The organism is Mycobacteriales bacterium (assembly GCA_040902655.1).
Taxonomy (GTDB): Bacteria; Actinomycetota; Actinomycetes; order Mycobacteriales; family SCTD01; genus SCTD01.
On the sequence record JBBDWV010000009.1, the window covers coordinates 23,406 to 43,875 of the forward strand.

General features: G+C 69.9%; 19 protein-coding genes. 17 read left to right on the plus strand and 2 right to left on the minus strand.

Going from position 1 to position 20,470, the window contains the following annotated elements; all coding sequences use genetic code 11:
• Positions 1 to 112 precede the first annotated feature (112 nt).
• Complete coding sequence (locus tag WD794_02465) at positions 113 to 292, plus strand: hypothetical protein (GenBank protein MEX2289176.1); 180 nt, start codon at positions 113 to 115, stop codon at positions 290 to 292.
• A 71-nt stretch (positions 293 to 363) separates the two neighbouring features.
• Here the strand turns inward: WD794_02465 and WD794_02470 are convergent, their stop codons facing one another.
• Entirely contained in the window at positions 364 to 1,482 is a 1,119-nt protein-coding gene (locus tag WD794_02470; protein MEX2289177.1) for an ATP-binding protein, read from the minus strand.
• A 632-nt stretch (positions 1,483 to 2,114) separates the two neighbouring features.
• On the opposite strand from WD794_02470, the gene WD794_02475 reads away from it, so the two are divergent.
• The 7 genes from WD794_02475 (at position 2,115) to WD794_02505 (ending at position 10,075) form a co-directional block, all read left to right on the plus strand.
• A complete protein-coding gene (locus WD794_02475; GenBank protein MEX2289178.1) occupies positions 2,115 to 3,302 on the plus strand; it encodes an NAD(P)-dependent oxidoreductase in 1,188 nt (395 codons plus the stop codon).
• 1,177 nt (positions 3,303 to 4,479) lie between these two features.
• Entirely contained in the window at positions 4,480 to 5,424 is a 945-nt protein-coding gene (locus WD794_02480; protein MEX2289179.1) for a hypothetical protein, read from the plus strand.
• Positions 5,421 to 5,735 (plus strand): hypothetical protein, encoded by a 315-nt coding sequence (locus WD794_02485; protein MEX2289180.1) that lies wholly within the window; start codon positions 5,421 to 5,423, stop codon positions 5,733 to 5,735. The genes WD794_02480 and WD794_02485 overlap by 4 nt, the downstream gene beginning before the upstream one ends.
• A gap of 106 nt (positions 5,736 to 5,841) precedes the next feature.
• Positions 5,842 to 6,924: a hypothetical protein gene (locus WD794_02490; GenBank protein ID MEX2289181.1), complete on the plus strand. Its 1,083-nt coding sequence runs from the start codon at positions 5,842 to 5,844 to the stop codon at positions 6,922 to 6,924.
• Positions 6,925 to 7,261: 337 nt separating this feature from the next.
• Positions 7,262 to 7,591, plus strand: a complete 330-nt coding sequence (locus tag WD794_02495; protein MEX2289182.1) for a helix-turn-helix domain-containing protein — start codon at positions 7,262 to 7,264, stop codon at positions 7,589 to 7,591.
• 637 nt (positions 7,592 to 8,228) lie between these two features.
• A complete protein-coding gene (locus tag WD794_02500) occupies positions 8,229 to 9,194 on the plus strand; it encodes a metallophosphoesterase (protein MEX2289183.1) in 966 nt (321 codons plus the stop codon).
• Positions 9,191 to 10,075, plus strand: a complete 885-nt coding sequence (locus WD794_02505; protein ID MEX2289184.1) for a metallophosphoesterase — start codon at positions 9,191 to 9,193, stop codon at positions 10,073 to 10,075. The genes WD794_02500 and WD794_02505 overlap by 4 nt, the downstream gene beginning before the upstream one ends.
• Positions 10,076 to 10,277: 202 nt before the next feature.
• Here WD794_02505 and WD794_02510 read toward each other — a convergent pair whose 3' ends face one another.
• A complete protein-coding gene (locus tag WD794_02510; protein MEX2289185.1) occupies positions 10,278 to 11,372 on the minus strand; it encodes a hypothetical protein in 1,095 nt (364 codons plus the stop codon).
• Between the two features lie 407 nt (positions 11,373 to 11,779).
• On the opposite strand from WD794_02510, the gene WD794_02515 reads away from it, so the two are divergent.
• The 9 genes from WD794_02515 (at position 11,780) to WD794_02555 (ending at position 20,365) form a co-directional block, all read left to right on the plus strand.
• Complete coding sequence (locus tag WD794_02515; protein MEX2289186.1) at positions 11,780 to 12,025, plus strand: ribbon-helix-helix protein, CopG family; 246 nt, start codon at positions 11,780 to 11,782, stop codon at positions 12,023 to 12,025.
• Positions 12,019 to 12,369, plus strand: a complete 351-nt coding sequence (locus WD794_02520) for a type II toxin-antitoxin system PemK/MazF family toxin (GenBank protein MEX2289187.1) — start codon at positions 12,019 to 12,021, stop codon at positions 12,367 to 12,369. The genes WD794_02515 and WD794_02520 overlap by 7 nt, the downstream gene beginning before the upstream one ends.
• 1,486 nt (positions 12,370 to 13,855) lie before the next feature.
• Positions 13,856 to 14,710, plus strand: a complete 855-nt coding sequence (locus WD794_02525) for a hypothetical protein (GenBank protein ID MEX2289188.1) — start codon at positions 13,856 to 13,858, stop codon at positions 14,708 to 14,710.
• Entirely contained in the window at positions 14,707 to 15,915 is a 1,209-nt protein-coding gene (locus WD794_02530; GenBank protein ID MEX2289189.1) for a Dyp-type peroxidase, read from the plus strand. Before WD794_02525 ends, WD794_02530 begins: the two co-directional genes overlap by 4 nt.
• A gap of 71 nt (positions 15,916 to 15,986) precedes the next feature.
• The gene (locus tag WD794_02535; protein ID MEX2289190.1) at positions 15,987 to 16,661 is read left to right on the plus strand and encodes a hypothetical protein; all 675 of its coding nucleotides are present in this window, start codon (positions 15,987 to 15,989) and stop codon (positions 16,659 to 16,661) included.
• Positions 16,561 to 17,559 carry a hypothetical protein gene (locus WD794_02540; GenBank protein MEX2289191.1) on the plus strand — a complete coding sequence of 333 codons (999 nt, stop codon included), beginning with the start codon at positions 16,561 to 16,563 and terminating at the stop codon, positions 17,557 to 17,559. The genes WD794_02535 and WD794_02540 overlap by 101 nt, the downstream gene beginning before the upstream one ends.
• Positions 17,560 to 17,562: 3 nt before the next feature.
• On the plus strand, positions 17,563 to 18,570 hold the full coding sequence (locus tag WD794_02545; protein ID MEX2289192.1) for a hypothetical protein: 1,008 nt from the start codon (positions 17,563 to 17,565) through the stop codon (positions 18,568 to 18,570).
• A gap of 605 nt (positions 18,571 to 19,175) precedes the next feature.
• On the plus strand, positions 19,176 to 19,703 hold the full coding sequence (locus tag WD794_02550) for a hypothetical protein (protein ID MEX2289193.1): 528 nt from the start codon (positions 19,176 to 19,178) through the stop codon (positions 19,701 to 19,703).
• Between the two features lie 479 nt (positions 19,704 to 20,182).
• Positions 20,183 to 20,365: a hypothetical protein gene (locus WD794_02555; protein ID MEX2289194.1), complete on the plus strand. Its 183-nt coding sequence runs from the start codon at positions 20,183 to 20,185 to the stop codon at positions 20,363 to 20,365.
• Positions 20,366 to 20,470 lie beyond the last annotated feature (105 nt).

Sequence of the window (20,470 nt, forward strand, 5' to 3'; positions counted from 1 at the left end):
TCCCGGGGAGTGCACAGCCACCTGGGTTGCCGTCCGGTCGACCTTCAGCACCCGAAGGTTCGCCGCGCTGTCAGGGGATCCCGATGTCGGCCGGCGGCAGTTCGCGCTGGCCGTGCTCGAGGACCTGCCGGCTGCCGAGGGCGCCGTGCGGTCACTGCTCGATGACCCGGTCGCCCGGCCGTACGCCGGGATGTGGCTCGAGTCGACCGGGCATGAGGTGGCGGAGGTCTACCGGTACGCCGCCGACGCCGGGTGCTGCAGACGCTGGCCACCTCCGCTCCGCCGATGCTGAGCAAGGCGGCGCGCAAGGCGCTGTTCTCGTTCCGTTCGGCGCAGAAGGGTGACGATGACGTCGAATCCCGTCTACTCGGCCGGCCAGGTCTGCGGTCGACCCGAGCGCAGCCAGAGCGCGAGCAGCGGGTCGACCACGCGGTAGCCGCTGCGGGCCGCGCGTTCCGGGACGACTTCGCCGCGGTCGGCCAGCGCCCGGACGGCGGTGCGGTTCGAGCCGCTGCGGCCACCCGGTGCGTCGCCGGCGTACAGGCCGACCACGCCCTCGGCGACGCGGGTCAGCACCCGACGCTGACCGACCGGCAGGGTGGTCCAGGTGCCCTCGAACTCGCGCAGTTGCTCGGTCATGACCTGCGTCAGCGCCTCGGCGAACGTTGCCTCGTCGGCGATCTGCCCGGGAGGGGTGAGCTCCCACATTCCGTGCGCGAGCAGCACGGTCCGCTGCGGATGCCCGTCGGCGAGGTCGAGCAGCGGTGTCAGTGCCGTTCCAGGATCGCGCGAGGTGTCGGCGAAGCGTCGAACGATGAAGTCCGCTGCGGCCTCCGGGTCGAGACGGGGCAGCTCCACCTCGCGGGCCTGGGCGTAGAAGGCGCGGCGGCGGTCGCCGAACAGCTCACGCATCATGCCGACGTGCGAGCCTGCGAAAACGTAGCTGGCGGCGTCGCCGTGGTGCTGGATCTCGGCGCGGATGAGTGCATCGACCTCGTCCTGGGTGGCGAGCACGCTCTGGAACTCGTCGAAGACGACCAGCGTGCGCCGACCGTGCCGCTCGTGCAGCCGGCGCGGCAGGTCCAGGCGGTCCTGCAGCGCGGCGACGCCAGGGCGCAGCGACACCCCCGCGGTGATCGGACCGGCACCCACCTCCACCGACTGCAGCGTGCGGCGGACGCCGTCGAACCAGCGTCCGGCCGGCCCGGACAGGTCGCGTCGGTAGGCGCGCTCGATGCGGGCCGCCACGTCAGCGAGCGTCAGGACGCCGAAGAAGTCGACGTACACGGCCTCCCAGCCGTCGGACCGGGCCTCGGTGACCAGCTGTCGCAGCAGGCTCGTCTTGCCGAAGCGGCGAGGAGCGACCAGCCGGCTGTTGTTGCCCTCCTCCGCCGTCCGCTGCAGCTGCTCCAGCTCGACGTCCCGGCCGACCAGGTCGTCGCCGCCGACCGGCGCGCTGTAGCGGAAAGGGTTCACGGTCATGCGCTAAAAAATAGCGCAGAAGTGCGTTCTTCGATAGAGCACTGCCAGCAAGGCTCGCCGGCTCGTAGAGCACTGCGGCGATGCTCTACCGCGCCGCCCGCGGTTCCGGCGCGACCGTGTGGCTGTCAGCGCGGTCACGGTGGCGGAACGTGGGCGCCGAGGACCTCGTCGACGCGGCAACGCGCGTTGCAGAGGCGTGGCGATGAGTTCGACTGTCAGGAGACGGGCTGAGTGGTCCTCCCAGACAAGGAGCTGTGCGATTCCGAAGTTCATCACCATCGGGTACGGCGATGCCGCTGGCTACGACCGCACCGATGCCCGAGTTCGCGACGCGGCTCACGCGCACGACGACCGGCTCCGCGGGGCGGGTGTCGAGTGGGCATAGCGGGCCGGCCGGTTCAGGTACGCAACCACGACGCGGCCGGAGTCAGCAGCGAAGAGGGCCCGTTCATGTCCTCGCAGCTCCCCGTGGCCGGCTTCGCGATCATCGAGCCAGCGACGTTGGCCGATGCCGTCGACCTAGTGTCGGGCACGCCTTGCGCCGTTGCGCACGGGGTCGTGGGGGTGTGGCCGCTCCAGACGTCTCCCGCGTAACTGCTGCGCGTCGAAAGAACCCATCTGCGGTCTTTCGGGTGCGAGGCTCTGTGCCGCTACGCCTGCCGCGGCACGCCGTGGGTGTGGTCAGCGACCAGGTCGGCCCGGTGAACAGCGCTGCCGAGCCGGGCCGATTGTGCAGCTGGCAAGCAGCCGCCCGGCTGCTGGTGCGCGGCGCGCCGCTGTGCAAACTTGGGCGGATGCCCGACAGACATGCACTGCTCACCGGATCGACCGGATTCCTCGCCTCCCACCTCCTGCCCGCCCTGCTGGCCGACGGCTGGAAGGTCCGGGCCTGCGGACGACGTACCCGCCCGGACCGGTTCCCCGACGAGGTGGACTACCGCTCGGTCGACCTGGCGGAGCCCGACCAACTGGGCGGCTTGTACGACGGGGTGACCCACCTGTTCCACCTGGCCGGGGCGTCCAGCTCCACCTCCACCGACGAGGAGATGCACCGCTTCAACGTGGTGACCACCAGGAACCTGCTGGCCGCAGCGCCACCCGGGCTGGAACGCGCCCTCTACATGAGCTCCACCTCCGTCTACGGCGAGGAGGTCCAGCTGCCGGTACCGGTCAGGGAGGACGCGCAGCCGAGCCCCAGTCGCGGCTACGGCAAGGCGAAGTGGGAGAGCGAGCAGGAGGTATGGGCCGCGGCCGAGGCAGGCCTGCCCGTGGTCGTGCTGCGCCCGGTATCGGTCTTCGGCCCCGGCAACGTCAAGCTGCTGGGCAGCGCGGTGCTGGACACCGCTGTCGAGGCGTGGGCGGGGCTGGACACCCTGGCCGTCCACGACCGACCGGTCGAGCAGCGGCTGGTGCACGTCGAGGACCTGGTGCGCGCCACCCTGCACCTGGCCGGGCACGACGCTGCGGTAGGTCACGCCTACAACGTCGTCGCCGACGAGTACCCATCCAGTCACGAGGTGGCGCGGGTTCTCGCCGGGACCTTCGGGATGACCGTCGAGCTCCATAAGGACCCCGACGGCGGGCCGGCGTACGACGAGCGGGCGGCCCTGCACCGCGAGATGCTCGAGCAGGGGATGCGGCCGGACATCCTGCTCACCGAGCAGCGCTTCCGGTTCATGCGCAAGTCCAACCGCAACAACCGGCTGAGCATCGACGCCGTGCTCGGGACCGGCTTCCGGTTCCAGCACGGCGACCTTGAGCCGGCCATCGGTCGGACCATCGACTGGTACCGGAAGAACCGCTGGGTCCTCACCCGCTGAGCCGGCCGGAGCCGCCCGCCCGGCGCGCCGACGGACCCGTCTCCTGGCCGGCGGTGCGTCCGGTGGACCCGTGCCTCCCATGGTTGCTGGTCGCACGCACCTCCGCACACGCCGCATCAGGCGGCCGCTGTGCCCGAGCGGCTCGAAGGCTGGCTGTCGACAGCAGCGTCGCCGCGCGTGGGCCTCGATCGCCCTCCTGCTCCCGCCCGGTCTCGCCGTGGCCCTGGCGTGGCTGCGATGGGTCCGATGACCAAGGCACGACTGGCTTCCTACCAATCTCGCTTGGCCTGAGCGAGGGCGGACTGGCCGCCCCGTGCTGGGTCGTCGTCACCCGCCGAGACAACGGGAGGAAGGTCGGGCGGCTTTCCGCTGGTCAGGGGCCCGGCTCAGGCGAGTACTTGCTGGCATCCGTGCAGTCGTCGTTGGGCACCTGCTGCTGCGCTCGCTCCGGGCGGCCTTGCCCACCCGTGGCGCGGTCAGTTCGCGCCACGGCTTCATGCGTTCGTCGAAGACCGCCCGGGCCGAGGCGTCCAGGTGCAAGGGCAGCTGCCGTCGTCCGGTGAGCGGCCCGCAAAGAGCGGCGAGAGCGGGTGCCAAGATCACTTGGCGCAACGCGAAACCGGTGCCGGGGGTCGACCCGCCCACAGTGCTCGCCCTGCTCATGTGCCCAGCGTCGTACCGAGCAGCTCGGCCTCTGGTTTCCGAGCACCCCGGGAGCGCGACCGCTGACCCGGTGCCTGCCCTGGGCGCGCCGGTTCCCCAGCGTCGTCGTCCAGGTGCGAGGCTGTCGCTGCCACGGCAGTGACGTTCGCTGAGTGTCGTCATCGTCCGCCACGTCCATGGACTGGACGTCGAATGACAAGAGGCACCCTTGAGCCGGCCCAGGGCTCAGGCCCTCCCCAGAAGCCTTTCTGGGCCGTCTGCTCCCAAACCAGGCCGAAATCAACTCTCAGGCGAGGGGGAGCACACCTCGCACCGTGCGAAACCGAGAGCAAGCGCCTTGCGCCGCGTCAGTGCAACCGCGCCCTGACGCGCCTCTGGCCACCGACGACGTTGGGGACTGCGGGATCCTTCGGAACAAACGCCTCCGTCAGAAGTGTCGGCCATGCACCGCAGGCACGCTGCCGACGCACGGCGGCTGGCCGGCCCGAACTGTCGGAGGTCGGCCCTAGCGTCCGTGGCCGGCCAACGGGGCCGGGGAGAAGGGGCAGCCACGACCGCCATCAACACCAAGAACATCCAGTCCTTGCCCGCCGACGGCGTTCTAGTCATCACCACCGAGAGTTCGACCCACGTCATCGACTTCTCCGCCCGCACCCTCGTGCGTGCGCCGGACACCGGAGGCGGCGGCGCCCACGTGCGGGTCTCCGCGTTGCGGCGTGATCATGTGCCGCTGACGCTGCTGGGTCTCGGACCGCTGCGGCACGGCGAGCCGGCCGTACTCATGCTGCAGGTGGTTCCCGGACGTCTGACCGTCCGACAGACAACCCGCGTGGTCGACGTCCGCTGGGCCGTGCCGCCGTCGGCGCCGGTCCCGGCTGACCTCGCGCTGTCCGTTGCGGGCGGACCGGAGACCGCCCTCTCGCCGGCGCTGGCGCAGACCCGCGACTGGCTCGAGGGCAGGGTGGACAGCACGCCGCACCACTTCGGCCCGCCGTGCCCGGAGACGCTGCCGCTCCTGCAGGCGCTCGTCGAGTTGAACGACGCGTCGATCCTCACCGTCTGCAGCCAGCCGAGCGTCAGCAGCGGGCGTCTACGGCAGCGCGCTTACCTCGACATGATCACGTCGGCATCGCGGGCCGCGCGACTGACGGCCGTCCTGTCCGCGCAGCGGCTGCTCGTCGATCACTGGCCGCTAAGCCAGGTGCCGGCCGGCCGCGGGCCGGTGCCGGTCACGCTGACCGACGGTCAGCCGTCCACCTGGTCCATGCTCCCGGTGGAGCCGTCCGACGTCCGGCCGGACTTCGCGCAAGGGTTCCAGCAGGCGCACCGCGAGGCCTTCCCGCCGCTGGCCTACGCGCTGGGTCGCGCGCACGCGCTCGTTGTCGTGGAGCCGTCGTGGGAGCCGAGCGACCGGCTCTGGCAGGCCGTTGTCCAGGGCGCGAAGCAGGTGCAGCCGTGACCGCCGCTGGTTGCCGGGCGCTGACTCTGGACTGGCCCGGCGTACAGAACGGCGATGGGCTCGTCGGCCGCATGAGCTGTGCCTGCGGCCAGGTCTGCCTGTTCCGGCTCAAGCCCCTGACGAAGCCCTTCACGGTGGAGGGAGCGGGTCACCTGCACGATCAGCAGCACGCCGCCGCGGTGTGGCTGGTCTGCCACGAGCTGCTCAGCGGCACGCTCGATCCCGTCGCTGCCGTCTCCGCGCTGCAGGAGACGGCACCCTCTGAATGGGTGAGCAGCTACGCGCAGTCCCAGGGCTGGAGCGGCCGATGAGAAGGGAACTGCTGCATAGCGGTGTTGCCGCAGGCTCCCTGGCGAGAAACTGCGAACTCCTCATCCGCGGCCAGCGCTGCCCCACCCTGGTTGTGGCGGGTGCGCAGTGAACGGCCTCGATGAGCCGGGCAGGAGACGCCGGTCGCGTCGCCTGCAAGCCGTCACGCTCGGCGACCAGCCACCGCAGCACGCCGCTGCAGCTGAGTCCGAACCCGCCGAGCCGTGCTCGCCGCACGGCAGCAGCGCCGCGCAGAAATGCGTGCTCGACGAGGCGCTCACGGAGCTGCTCCAGGACAGCGGCCAGGAGCTGGCGGCGCAGGCTGCACACCCTTCGCTTACTCACCGCTGCTTTCAAGCCTTGGTTGACGCGCCGGCCGAGCGGGTGTTGCTGGTGAGCTTTGCGCCCCTCGTCCCGCTGCTCCTCGCACTGCTCGCGACCGAGCACCCGCGCGCGGCAGCGCTGCTGCTGGGCGCCGGCGGGGCGATGCTCGTACGGGCGTGCGCCCGCTACATGCGGCGGACTGGCGGGCTGCGGCTGATCCTGGCGGGGCTGCTCGCCCGGTCCGACCCCTGCTCGATCGTCGCGGGCGAGACGCTGCGCCTGCGTGCGGCCGCCCGTCGGGCGGCGGCCCTCGTACCGGCGCTGCGTCCGACAATTTCTGAGCTGCTCCGTGACCTGAAGGCGGCGGAGGACGTCGTCGGGGAGGCCCGGATGGAACAGCTTGTTCTGGATCGCCTCGTGCGGCGCCTACGGCGGCTGACGCCAGCACTGGACCATGCCTCGGCCGCCGCCCTGCTCACGCTAGGCGGGCGCCAGGACCTCGAACCGCTGCTGACCGACGCCCTGTCCCGACTCACCGACGAGCAGCTCAACTGGCTCACCCCGGCACGGGCCCGCGACACGTTAGACGTCAAGCTGAACGGCGCCGAGCACATGGTCGGCAAGATCGCGGAACTGGGTCACCACCCGTCCGTCAGCCAGCACTTGGACCAGCATGCGTACATCGTCCTCGTCCTGGGGCAGGCACGACGCGGCCGACGCGCGACAGCCCTCATACCCCACAGCGTGCTGCACGAGCTGGCGCAGGCATACCGAGCAGCGCTCACCAGCCGCAACACCCACCTCGGGAACGCCCGACAGACTTTGCGGGAAACTGAACAGCACCTACGGCAGGCCCACACCTCATGACCGGCGACCACCGCGGCCGACGGGATCCCACCACGGCAGGCCGATCTGGCTGGGCGTCGGCAGCGCGGATCTGCCGAAAGGCCCGCCGTTCAGCCCGGCCGACGAAAGCCGGGGCAGTGGCCGGTCCGGCCACTCCGCTATCGCCGCTGCCCGTCCCGCGAGGGCTGGGTCGACGTCGTCAGCCCCCAGGACCAGGTGTTCCACCTCGGCAGCTCCGCGACGGCCCGGCTCACCCACATGCTCCAGATCTTGCTCCGCATCCACGACCGCAAGCAGCATGCCCGAACCCTGCAGGCAGGCCGTGATGGCGCCCGCTGACCCGCTGTCTGAGCCTGCAGTGACCGAGTTGATGCGAGAGCGTGCTCGGCTGCGGCTGGGGAAGAAGCGGGGCCACGTGATGGCCGGCCGCGCGGCAGAGGACGACGTTCCCCCGCAAGCGATCGCTGCGCAACTGGGCCTGTCCGAGCCGACCGTCTCGAACATGATTCGGCGCTACCGCAACAACCCGGACGCCTTCACGCGGGCACCGATGGACGTCGTGCTCGAGCGGGCTGCGGGCGAGATCGACCAGGCGACGATGCTGGAGCAGCTGGTGGACTGGCCGTACACCGCGACAATTGCACACGACGCCAATAGGGGTGAGCTGGCTGAGCACATGACGGTGTAGAACCTCGCGGACCTCACCCTCGCACTCATCGACGGACTGCTGTCCGAGCAAGAGTTCCAGCACGTGGTGTCTAGGGTGAAGCCGAGGTGAATCCCGACGCAGCAAGGACCGGGTCCGCATGCCGGAGCAGGCAGCCGAGTTCGTCGCCGGCCTTCGCTGCGTCGCCTAGCGCTACGTTCTCACCCGCGCGGGGCGCGGCCTCCGCTGCGGGCAGGAGCCGTTGCACTCGCTGGGCTGGTGCCAGCCGCGCAAACGCCGTCCTGGGACGCCCTACTTTGAGCAGGAAAGAGCAGTTCGAGACCCGGGTCGACGGAGTCAGTCTTGTCGAGAGAGCGGCTCGACCTCGGCCCGGTCCTTCCTGGCATCGCCGGAACCTCGTTCTCCTTGACGCTCGTGCCCGGCTGCGGACGAAACTGTCGGTGGCTCCGCGTAGGTTGACCCGTACCGCGCTGGTAGGGCCTGATCTCGACGTTGCATCGACACCCACCCTGAGGTGGGGCGCGGTCTCCCGCACTTACCAAGGAGACCGACATGACGCATCAGCAAGAACGCTTCGCCACGACCGCTGAGGTCGGCACGCTCAACCTCGACCGCACCGACCACGCCGGCGACGGCGACGGCGGGCAAGGGGCCTGAGGTGCTCGGTCCTGACTTCGACGAGCGCATGACGCCCTGGCGCGAACTGACTGCGCCACGGGTGGGCGAGGCGGCGCGCGAGCGAGCGCAGCAGCAGGTGCTGGAGCTGACCGCCGGCCAGGATCCGTTGCGGGAGCCGGGCGGCAACCCGGTGCTGCTGGTCGGCGACGTCCACGGCAACGCGCACCACATGGTTGCCCTCATCGAGCGCGCCGCGGACGCGGGCATCAGTCTGCTGATCCAGCTGGGCGACACCTTCGGGACCCATCCCGACACCGCGCAGGGCGCGATGGAACTGGTCTCGGCCGCGTGTACCCGGCACGAGGTCGACTTCGTCTGGCTGCACGGCAACCATGACCGGCACCCAGACGTGCCGCTGTGGCCAGTCCAGCAGTCGAGTGGCCTACAGCCTGTCCGGCCGCGGGTGTGGCACCTGCCGCGCGGACACACCTGGACCTGGCACGGCGTGCGCTGGACCGCGATCGGCGGGGCCGTCTCCGTCGACGCCGCCATGCGAACGTTCGGTACCAACGTCTGGTTCGAGGAAGAGATCAGCGACAGCGAGGCGGACAAGATCATCACCGACGTCCTCGCCAGGCACGGCGGGACCGATGTCCTGCTCACCCACGACCGACCGGCCTGGGTTGAGCAGGCGCTCGGCCTGACACCGGGCGGCTGGTGGCAGCACGCCCCCGGGTTCTGGGCCGAGGATGACTTCCACCGCTCACAGGCGCACCAGCAGCGGCTCGACCGGATCGTCACCGCCCTGCGTCCCCGGCTGCACCTGCACGGCCATCTGCACCGTCGCTACACGCTGGTCAGCGACGACACCCCCTACCGGCAGCGCTGCCGGGTCGAGGGTCTTGCACACGAGGGTCTTGGCAACGCCAACACCCTCGTACTGCCGTGCAGCCCTGACCTGGACGCCCTGCTCTCCGAGCCGTTCGTGCGGGGCGACGCCAGATGACCGAGACCGACCGGCTGCTCGCGCCCTTCAGCCAACCGGTGCCGCTGCCCGAGCCGCAGCGGTGGCTAGGGCTGATCGGCGACCTGCACGGCGAGACGGAGTGGGCGCTGCTGGTCCTGCCCGCGCTCAGCCGCAGCGGGGTGCGAACGGTGCTCGCGCTCGGTGACGTCGGGGTGTGGCCCGGCCCGGATGGGTCGGCCTACCTGGACGCGCTCGAGCGCGAGGCCCAGCGCAACAAGCAGCTCTTCCTGATGCTCGAGGGCAACCACGACGACGCCGAAGCTCGAGGCGTGCCCGCGCGATCAGCACGGGGTGGGCAGGCTCCGCCCGCACGTCTGGCACCTGCCGCGGGCCCTGCGCTTCACCTGGCACGGCGTGTCTTCGCCGTACCTGGCGGCGCCACCAGCCTCGACGCAAGGGAACGGCGGCCACACGCCTCCTGGTGGCCACAGGAGGCCCTGCGACCTCATCAGGTGCAGCGGCTGGCCGACGGCGGGCCGCTGGACGTGCTGCTCACCCACGACGCCCCGGCCGGTGCGCGTGTACCGGGCCTCAGCACGAACTGGCCTGAGGACGCGCTACGCCACGCCACGCAACACCAACAGCGGGTGCGGGAGGCGGTCGACGCGGTCGAGCCGGCGCTCCTCGTCCACGGGCACCTGCACGTCCGCTATCAGGACACGCTGGACCTACCGACCGGCCGGCAGACGTTGGTCGTCGGACTCGCGCCCGACCACACCCACTACGACGACAACGTCGTGGTCCTGGACCTGCCCCAGCTCGCCCAAATCCTCTTGCAGCCAGCCGATCAACGAACCGCTGCTCTCATCCGACCGACCCGGCTCCCTCCGACGGCAGGTCGCCCGGACCTCCTGGACTAGCGCGAAGTGCCGCGGTGACGGGATAGGTGACCTGCCGCGAGCCCGAGCTCACGTAACAGGTCGAAGGAGGCGGTAGCCACCATGCCGACACGGTGCCTCCGCGACCGCTGTCACCAACCGTCGATGGAGTGGCAACACGCGGACGCTTGTCACCCTCGGCTGGTGGCGGGCTCAGCGGGTGTCTGCACCGGGGCGGGTGCGGTCACCGCGGCTCAGGGCGCGGCTCCGGGGAGCAGGTGCAGATGTAACAGCGCGTGGGACTGCAGTGCACTTCACCGGCCCGACCACCTGACGAGTTGACCGAGAGCCAATCTCGGTACTTTTTCTGCTGCATCGGCTCGCGCCAAGTCTGCGCGCAGGAGTCAGTGACCTTCCAATCGAGAATGAGGTGCTCAACCCGACGTCGGCCACTCTGAAGGACTACGTCTGCACGGCCAGCCTCACCCAGGTGCTTCTCAACCAGCAGAACGGAGAAGCCACCCCGCAGTTGGGCGAGGCGGGGCAGCCCATTGCCCAGGGCCTGGCCGACGCTGGCCCAAATCAGCGCAGCCTCCTCGAGTTGCGTTCGTCGGGCGGCCTCTGCCAAGGCGGTGATCTGGTGGCGGTAGGCGACATTGTAAGCACTGCTTTCGTTGCCCGGCTCGTAGATGGCAGTCATGCTGTGACCCTGGGGGTCGACCCCCCGGCTGTCGATCAGTGCGAGATACATCGCGGACTCGGTCCAATCGGCATTCTTTGATAGCTGCAGAACCGTCGCGATGAGCAGCATGTGGTCGAGCAACTCGACTTCTGTGGGGTCCGCTGCAAGCTTGTTTGCAATTCGAAGCGGCACATGGATCACGGCGTCGAAGAGAGTGCCGGCCAGCAGCGCTTCGGTGACCTTCACGTGGTCACGCAGCACACGCCCCTTGCCGGCTTCAGAATCGGCATTACGCAGAGCTTGGATGGTGCTGGACGCCGTGGTCACCGCGCCGCGAAGGGCGGCACCATCCCGGTTGGGGTAGAGGTCGGCCAGTCGGGCAGCAAATGCATGTCGCACGCGATCCCAGCCCGCGTCGAAAGTGGAATCAGTTAGGTAGGGATGCCAAGCGGGCAGCGCTGCAAAATACCGGGCGAGCAGTTCCTCCGCGGACATGATGCCCGCCAGCGCATGCCGTAATGCCATCGCTGCGTGCGATCGACGTACTGGATCCGCGCTTATCAGGTCGCCAGGTGCGGTGGCGAGACACTTGTTGAGCCGGCCTAGCGCCCTGCTTGATGGCTCCCGCGCGGCGACGGAACGGACATGCGTCGTCATGCTCGGAGCATCGCAGGTGGCTACGACAACCCGCGGGCGTTGCAAGGCGTCGCCCGCACTTCGCGTCGTCCGCCCCCCGGGCTACGTGGGGGCAAGTCCGCGTCGCAGGTTCCTCAGACGGCGACACAGACGCAGCCTTCGCTGCGGTCAGGTTCCGTAGACCGAACAGGCACGCCTGCACCTCACCTGGATGAACGACGGCTGCCTTCCTGCCTGCCGAGGTGAATGCACCCGCCAGGGTGCCGCAGGGGAAAGGCCTCCGCCGCGAGCGGCCACTGACGACGTTCGGCTCGCTGCGCGGATTGACAGGTCGTCGACGATTTACGCCGGCTCGTTCAGTCGCAACCGCGCCTGGACGCCCGCATACGTCGTTGACGCGGAGGTATGACCGGGTCATACTCGCGTACATGAAGGCCGCCATCTCCGTCCCGGATCCGACGTTCGAGGCGGCTAGTCGTCGTGCGCGAGAACTGGGGATGAGCAGGTCGGAGTTCTTCTCGCGTGCTGCTGCGCACTACCTGACCGAGCTCGATGCGGCCTCCCTGACCGCGCGCATCGACGCCGCACTGGAGGTCGCCGCGGACGAGGAGACCGAGACGGCGGTCGTGCACGCGAGCCGTCGGGCACTTCTTGCCGCCGACGAGGAGTGGTGATCCAGCGGGGTCGGATCTTCTGGGTCGACCTCGGCGAGAGCACCGGCAGCACACCGGCCAAGCGGCGGCCTGTCGTCGTGGTGTCAGCGGATGCGTTCAACCGCAGCAGGTTGCGCACGGTGCTTGCCGCGACCCTCACGTCCAACACGGGCGTGGCCGCGCACCCCGGCAACGTCTTCCTGCCAGCCACCGCGACCGGCCTCGCACAGGACTCGGCGGTCAACGTCACCCAGATCGTGACCCTCGACCGCGGCACGTTGGAAGGCCAAGAACCCGCGGGGGAGGTGCCGGGCTACCTCATGACCGACCTGGACGCGGGGCTGCGCCTCGTGATGGACCTGTAGCCCATCGACGCCCGTGGCCCTGTCGGAGGCAGACGACGTCGACCCTCGGCACGCGGCTTTGAACAGGTCGACGTCCTCGGTCCGCCGGCTCAGCGACCCGGGGCACCGACCGCATGGCGACCGGCGAGGGCGACTCTTCAGCGGCAGCAGCGTCGAGCGCCAGCTGCGCAACGGTCGCCTGAAACGGCTCGACCGGCACGACGACGCCTGCGGAACGTGCGGTCCAGCACCGACATGTACCAGTACCGGATGCCGGTCCTGCCAAGCGACACGCAGCACTCGTGGCAGCTACAGAGCGGGCCACAGCCGAAGCAGCTCATCGCCGTCCAGCCACTGCTCGAGGTCGGACACCCTGCCAGCCTCCAACAGCACGACCTAGTAGGCCTTTCGCGATCGGCAGCTACTGAGATGTCGAAGACCGCCCGGGCCGAGGCGTCCAGGTGCAAGGGCAGCTGCCGTCGTCCGGTGAGCGGCCCGCAAAGAGCGGCGAGAGCGGGTGCCAAGATCACTTGGCGCAACGCGAAACCGGTGCCGGGGGTCGACCCGCCCACAGTGCTCGCCCTGCTCATGTGCCCAGCGTCGTACCGAGCAGCTCGGCCTCTGGTTTCCGAGCACCCCGGGAGCGCGACCGCTGATCCGGTGCCTGCCCTGGGCGCGCCGGTTCCCCAGCGTCGTCGTCCAGGTGCCAGGCTGTCGCCTGTGGAGCGTCGCATCTTCGGGATCGAGAACGAGTCGCACGTACAAGACCGCAGGTCAGCCGGGGTGCGGTGGGCGCCGCGCACCAGACTCGCACCAACACACGCTCTCTCCACGTCCTAGCGATGTTGAGGAGGCTTCAGTACGTTCTTGTCGGTGCCCGTTCGAGGTCAAGACCAACGAGACCTGACTTCTGCGTCATCGCAGGGTCAGGCCCCGGTTGCCAACGATCGTGGCAGGACTTATCAGTAGGGGCTCTGATCTCACCCCGCGGGAAGCCGTGAGGACAGGCGTGTCGGGGGCCGAATGTGCGGTCCTCTGGTTGGCGTCCCTCGGCGGCGACCGACGGCGCGACGAACGGGAGGCCGACGTCGAAGGCGCGGGTGCCGGACTAGCCCAACGACGCAGGTGATCATCGGAAAGTGGTGTCTTGCAGAGCGACGCGCGCAACGACCGAGATCCCGCACCGCCTGCCGACGAGTCTGTCGCCGGTTTGGGTGAGGAGGGCCGCCGGGCGTGGGCCCGCCGGGTGGACGCCTGCGTCGCGCAGGCCGCGGCACGCGAGCCGAGGTCGCCGTGGATGGTGCACCCGCCGGACGTGCGACTCGGCGAGACCACGATGGTCGACTGGACGGGGCTGCCGCTGCGCGTCGCATCGTGTCTGCCGCGGAAGGACGGGCTGGCGCTGCTCGACTGGCAAGGAATGTCGGGCTGCGAGGGGCGCCAGCGGCTTCAGGAGGAGTACGTGGAGTGGCGGGTCGTACGGGACCCGGACGGGGGCGTACGGCGCGTGGAGTTCACCACGGAGCTGGCCGACTTCTGGCGGGTGCTCGCCGCGCATGCGCCTGCGGAGGCGCTGCGGGTGGCGGCCACGTTTGCTGGCGAGCCGAGCTTGCCGGCGGCGGCGCTGTTCGGGTCGACGGACCCGTTCGCCGCGGGTGTGTCGCCGGAGGACCGAGAAGCCGCGTTCGCGGCGGCGATGCTCGACGAGCCAGGGCCCTACAACTCGGGCGATCGCTCGCTGTGCTGCATGGTGCACCCGTCGAACACGCTCCAGGCACTTGTGACGTTGCTGTCGGCCGCAGCGTTCTCGTTCGTGACCGGAGAGCCTGCCGGCTGCGCACCCGCCTGGCAGACGATTCCGCTGCTTTCCGGTGCGGCGCAGGATGGGCGCGGCAGCGACCCGGTCCTCGTCGAGCGGCTCGGTCGTCTAGCGTTCGAAGGCCGACTCATCGGGATTGACGACCCGGTCGGGATGTTCATCGTTGGCGTCGAGCACAGTCGGCTGCACCGGCCGGACGGTCGGCCGGTTCCACCCGAATGGTTTTCGTTCGGCCGTGGCATGGCTGCGGGCGGCGCTGCCGACGGCCGGGCGCGGTACCGCCGGCTGGTGCTGGAAGTCCCGCCGGGGGAGGGACTGCGGGTGAGCGACCTGGTGGACACAGCAACAGAGCAGCCGATCGCGTTCGGCTGCCAGGTGGCCGACCTGGTGCAGCTGGCAGTCGTCCTGAAGGTCAGCGCGCCGGGCGCTCTGAAAGAGCATCCGCGGCAGTGCGAGCCGATCCCGCGCCCTGCAGACGGTCTCTCGTGCGCGGGTGTCCTCGACGCGTGGGCAGACTTCCGTGCTGCAGGGGCGGCGCGGTGAGCGCCGACGGCCATCTGCTGCAGGAGGGCATCTTCTGGCGGCACGGGGAGCGCCCGCCGCTCAGCCTTCGGCTCGTGCTGCTCGACTTCACCGCGGGCGCGACTGCCGAGCAGGCCGGCGAGGCCCTCGCCCTGATCGTCGAATGCGTCCAGCGGTTGCGGCGAGGGGAGGTGCGCGACCTCGCTGGGCAGGCCGAGCGGACTCGGGCCGAGAGCACGGCGCAGTTCGCCGGCCTGCGACTGCTGCTTGGGTTCGGGCGGCGGCTGTTCGACGACCAGCGTCACGACCCGCCGGTCGTTGCGCTCCCGCGGCCGGACTTCCTGGCCTACCTCCCTCGAACCGGCGAGCCGTTTCCGGCGCTGCCCTGGGACGGTGGGCGCCGGACGGGAGAGGCCGACGTCCTCATGCAGCTGACCGCAGAAAGCGAGGCGGCAGTCAACGCTGCTGCGGTGGAGATCTGGAAGGTCATCGCCGACCACGCGCTACCGGTCGCGGTCGCCGAGAGCTACCCGGGCTTCGGACGGCCCGATGGGCGCGGTTGGCTGGGCTTCCACGATGGCGTCAGCAACCTGCGAACTGAGGACAGGGCGGCAGCCATGGTGGCCGGGCAGCACCCGGCCTGGATGGCCGGCGGGACGTACTTGGCGTTCCTGCGGCTGCGAGTCGACCTGGCGGCGTGGCGAGCCTTGTCGCGCGCGCAGCAAGAGCTGTTGGTCGGGCGCGACAAGCTCAGTGGCGCGCCCCTGATCGGCACCGAGCGTGGGCCGTCGGGCGAGCTCCGGCCGGTCGCCGCCTCTCCGCCGGCGCTGGGCGCGAACCTTCCGTCCGACTACAGAGACCCGCCGCAGGTCACCGATCCGGTGATCGAGGCGTCGCACGTGCACCGCGCGAACCAGAACCGGGCGTCGGGCTCGGCTGCCGGGGGTCTGCGGATGTTCCGGCAGGGCTATGAGTTCCTCGACGGTCTGGGGCCGGAAGGACCGTCGCTCGGGCTGACCTTCGTCAGCTTCCAGCGCGACCTGTCCACGGTCCAGCACTTGCTGCACCTGCCGGGATGGCTCGGCGACGTCAACTTCGGCGGACGGGCCGGGCGCGGGCCGGACGAGCCGCCAGCCATTGCGTTCGTGTCGCTCGTTGCCGGCGGCCTGTACGCGATGCCCCCGCGGGCAGCGCCGTTCCCCGGCGCGGACGTCTTCTCGCGCTGACGTCGCGCCTGGTCAGCTACCGCGCGATCCGCGCGTACGGTGGGCGCTTCGCCGCGAGGAAGGAAGAGCACTTGACCCCGACGATGGTCATCGATGAGTCGTGCGGCGCCTTCCGCAACCTGCCAGAGGAGGCGCTCGCGCCCGACGCGATCCAGCGCATGGTGATCGGCGAGGACGCAGCGCTGCGCACACTGACGGCCGAGCAAGCCGCGGCCGAGCTCGGCGACGTGTTCGCGAGGACGCTGCTGCTGCGCGGCCGTTTCCCGAGGACCGCCGGCGAAGTGCTCGCCTTCTTCGCCGAAGCAGGGGACGCCGACGGTTCGGTGGGCGAGCCGAGCTTCTTCCTGGTTGGCGACGGCAGCCAGATCGCGATGACGCCCGACACAGCGGGCGTCGCGCGGAACCTGCGCTTCCTCGTTGCGCTCGGCGGTGGCCCAGAAGGCCCGGACGTGCTCCTGAGCACGCTCTCCCGACCAAGGAGAAGTCGAGGTCATGGCCTGGGACCGGGAACGGGGCGGCTTCAACTACTACCGCACCGTCGGCGCCAGCTCCGGGTGGGTGTTCGCGGGAAACTCCCGGCACGCGCTGAGCGACCCCACCCAGGGAAAGGGACCCTTCGAGAGTCACACGTCGGGCAACTTCCTCATGAAGGAGCTGCGCTCGCCGTGGATCCATTGGGACTCCCCGGCAGCGCAGATCTTCCCCTCGGTGTTAGGTGGCCCGCCGCACGAGTGGTTCGGCCGTAAAGAGCTCAGCGGCGCACTGGCGTGCGAGACGGCTGTGGCCCGGCCCAGCATCGTGCGGTGGACGAAGGCACGCTTCGACGGCTTGGTGGCTGCCGGCGGCAAGATCACCGACCCGGCGCGGATCATGCGACAGCTGCTCGAGACGCCGACGGTCAACTTGATCTCCAGCCACACTGAAGCCAGGAACGCCGCATCAGGGACCGTTGACCTGCCCCAGACGTTCTTCATCGACTCCGAGGAGCTGTCCGAGGTCCTCGGGTTGCAGGCGCCGCCACCCTTCGCGGTCTCCGGGCCCATCTACGAGCAAAGCCTGACGAACTTCGGTGTGCACCTGAGCGACGGTAAGGGATTCGAGCAGGCCGGCGACACGCACTTCGCCTTCTGCGTGCCCGAGCGGGCGCTGGAGGACACCCAGGTGCTGCGCGAGGCCCGGCGCATCGGGCTCCTGAGCGATCGGCTCGCGGCGAGCCTGCTCATGACCGACTTCGCCAACCCGATCTTCTCGGTGCGTCGCGCGTCGTTGATGGCGCATGTTCCCGCAGCGGCAACAGTGGCGGCCGGCGCCGCCTCGTTCTCCGTCGACATGGCCGCGGCGATCCTGGCCGCGGCCGAGACCTCGCCGGCCGACAGCGCCGAACGGGAGTTCGCCGAGCTGTGGGCAGTCGGCGAAGACTTCAAGCCCTCCTTCGACGCGCTGCTGAGTGCCTACTACGACCAGATCACCGAGCGGCTGCAGACCCAGGCGGGCTACGACGATTACTTCCGCCTGGCCGAGTCCCGGCGTGAACACGTTGAGGAAACGATGCCGATCGCCGAGAGCCCGCTGCTGTTCGCAAAGGCGCGAGAGCGCGTCGGGGCTCTGCGGATGCTTACCGACGGTTCTGTGGCAGCGGGCTGAACCGTGGCGACGCTCAGACAATTCGCTGCCCCGGCCCGGCTCGCCGAGCCCAACGAGGCGGATGGTGCGGCCTGGAGCGACGTCGTCAGTGACATGCTCGCCCAGTTCGCGGCGGAGTTCCCGCAGTTCTACGATCCGACAGCAGCCGACACGCCCGCCGACGCGATTGTTGCGCGCATCGGCTGGCCTGCCTTCCCAGCACCGCTGCTGCGCGGGGCGACCACCGAGACCGGGCGCTGGGAGACCGCGGACGACCGCGACCAGCAGGTCGAGTACTGCGAGTGGAGCGTCGAGCGCGATAGCGACGGCACGATCAACCGGGTGACGTTCAGCACCGAGGTTCCCGAGTTCTGGGAGCACGTCGCGAACCGGGACCCAGAACGACTCCTCGCGATGTACCGCGAGCTGGTCGACGGACGGGTGGAGGAGAAGGACCTGTTCGACTCCGGCAAGTACGTGCCGCGCAACAAGTGGAACACCACAGCCGAGGGCCGCCTCGCGCATCTCGTACAGAAGAACAACACGCTGGGCGCCGCGGCACGGCTGGCGGCCGAGGCAACGGTGCAGCGCGTCGACAGCGGCGGCCGCCGCGTCAGCGACCAACAGATCCTCGTACGCTGCGCGGGACTCGGCGATGAGTTCCGCAACAGCGACCCGCGGATCGCCGCGGCCGTCAACGACGCTGCCGCCACCGGCGCTGAGATCACGCTGCAGGACCCCATCGGGCTGTACCTGCACGAGATCAGGACGACAGGCATGGTGACTCCTGAGCGAGACACTGACCGGGCCGACCCGGCGGCGTTCTGGACGATCGAGCGCGGCGACATCGACCACGCGGTGCGCGCGAGCTTCGCCGTCCCGCCCGAGCTTGGCTTCGCGGTCGGCGACATCAAGCTCGACGGCCGCCCGATCCAGTTCGGTGCGCAGCTGGCCGACCGAGTGACTGTCCGTCTCACCGCACTGGTGAAGCCAGCGGCGCACGAGCCACGGGTCGAGGGCTGCGTCACGTAGGACGCACACCGGCTGGGCGTACGCCGTCGGGCGCTGCCACGGATTCAAAGCGTCTTTGTGCTGCCGGCACCGGCGAGCTGCATTCGGGCGCTGACTCAATGCGCGCGCCGAGGGTCGTTGGGCTGTTCCCGATCCTGGGCTGGCAGGGACCGCCATTTCGGTTGGAGCCCAGCGTGCCCGGCACCGACCACGACTCTATAACTGGCGGCAAGACCGGCCCCACCACACTGGGCCAGCAGTCGCGTCAGCGCCGTCCTCTGACTCACCTCAGCAGAGGGATTGTCGAGTGGCGCGGTCAGCGGTACGAGGACGACGGCGAGCAATAGTCCGCCGCCTCGCGTACAAACGCCCTCGTCGTCCCCTCGAACCGCATCGCCCTGCCCCGTGGCTGTTGCGCGGCGCCTCGTGGCTGTCGATCACAGCCGCCATGCTTCTCTCTGCGCCAGTTCCTGCCCTCGTCGCCATCGGCCGCTTCGAGCAAGTCGGAGTAATGCTCACCATCGCCGCGACTTGGCTCGCCTTGGGCGGTGTCGCTCTTCGTGCGCTCGCCATCTTGGTGCAGCCGACTCCTGTCGTGCTCGGGCAGCCGGACGACGAGGCGTGAGGTGACCGTCGTCTGGGTGCTGTCGGGGCTCTGGGCGATCGCGTGCCTGGTCCTCGCCGTCGGGTCCACCCGCGTCGCACTGCGCAACCTTGCCGAGTTCCGCCGTACCCGCACCCGAGAACCACTGGAGGTGGGGGAGATCTTCAGCGGGGAGCCGCTCCGCTCCGTCGTACCCGACTCGTGGCCATCACCAGCCAGTGTCGACCAACAACGAACCGCCGCCGCCTACCGGGACTACGCGCGCGAGCGACGAGAGTCTGTGATCCTGACCGGCGAACTCATGCTGCTCACCGCTGGTGCAGGGCTGGGCGCCTCGCTGGCTCTCCTACTGCGTGGCGGTTGGCACATGCTCCCCTCCGCAGTCGCCCTGCTGGTCGGCGCCCTCGGCATCATCGTCAAGCGCCACGGGGAACAGAGATGGACCGACGTCGCGCGGCTCTACGAACGCAGGCGCGCCCAGTTGCACGACGGGGCCGTTGCAGCAGAACAACCTCCTCGCCGACGCCCTCGCTGGCTGCGCCGCTGGTGACGGGCTGACGCAACCCACGTCAGGACGGTGACGCTGCGACGGCGATCGCGTCCGTGAGCCAACGTACGCAGGGCCGGGAGATGTCTCAGGGGGACTTCTCGTGGCCACCAACGGGGACTTTCACTGGCCACGGACAGACCGAACGAGGCTTCGCCGGAGAACCGGCACGCGGGGTCTCACCCAGAACGCGGCCGGAGGCTGTCACGATGGCACTCAGGATACTGAGGAGGACACCGATGACCGCTCCGCAGCCGGACGTTGGCCCGCCGCCTCGCGCCGTCGAGCCCTGGACACGAGTCCCCGGCCACGTCTTGAACCCAGGGCTTGCTGGCGGACGTGCCGGACGGCCGCTCTGCTCATGCGGATGGACCGGCCCGGGCGACGCGCCCCGGGATGAGCAGCGGGAGCACCTACGGCAGGCCTGGCCGGAGCTCCTCGAGCGTCTTCCCGACGAGAAGCGCCTCGACTGGCGGGCGCGGGTGGCGCTGGCCCACACCGAGGCCCAGGAGGAGGAAGAGCGGTTGTGGCAGGCACACCGGCTCTACGACGGCGTGCGTCCTGGTGAGCCGATCCCGCTCGTCCCCGCAGAAGTCGCCGCGGCCGGTGAGCGTGTCGCTGTGCTTGAACACCAGCTCCAGTCGATCGCGACCGAGCCCTTCTGATGCCACCGCTGTCTCCGCACCGCCGCCGGGGACAGCGGATCGGACGCTGCTCTGACCCAGATCCGCGAGTAGTGGCTGGTTCGGGCGCGTCGTGAACAGGCAGAT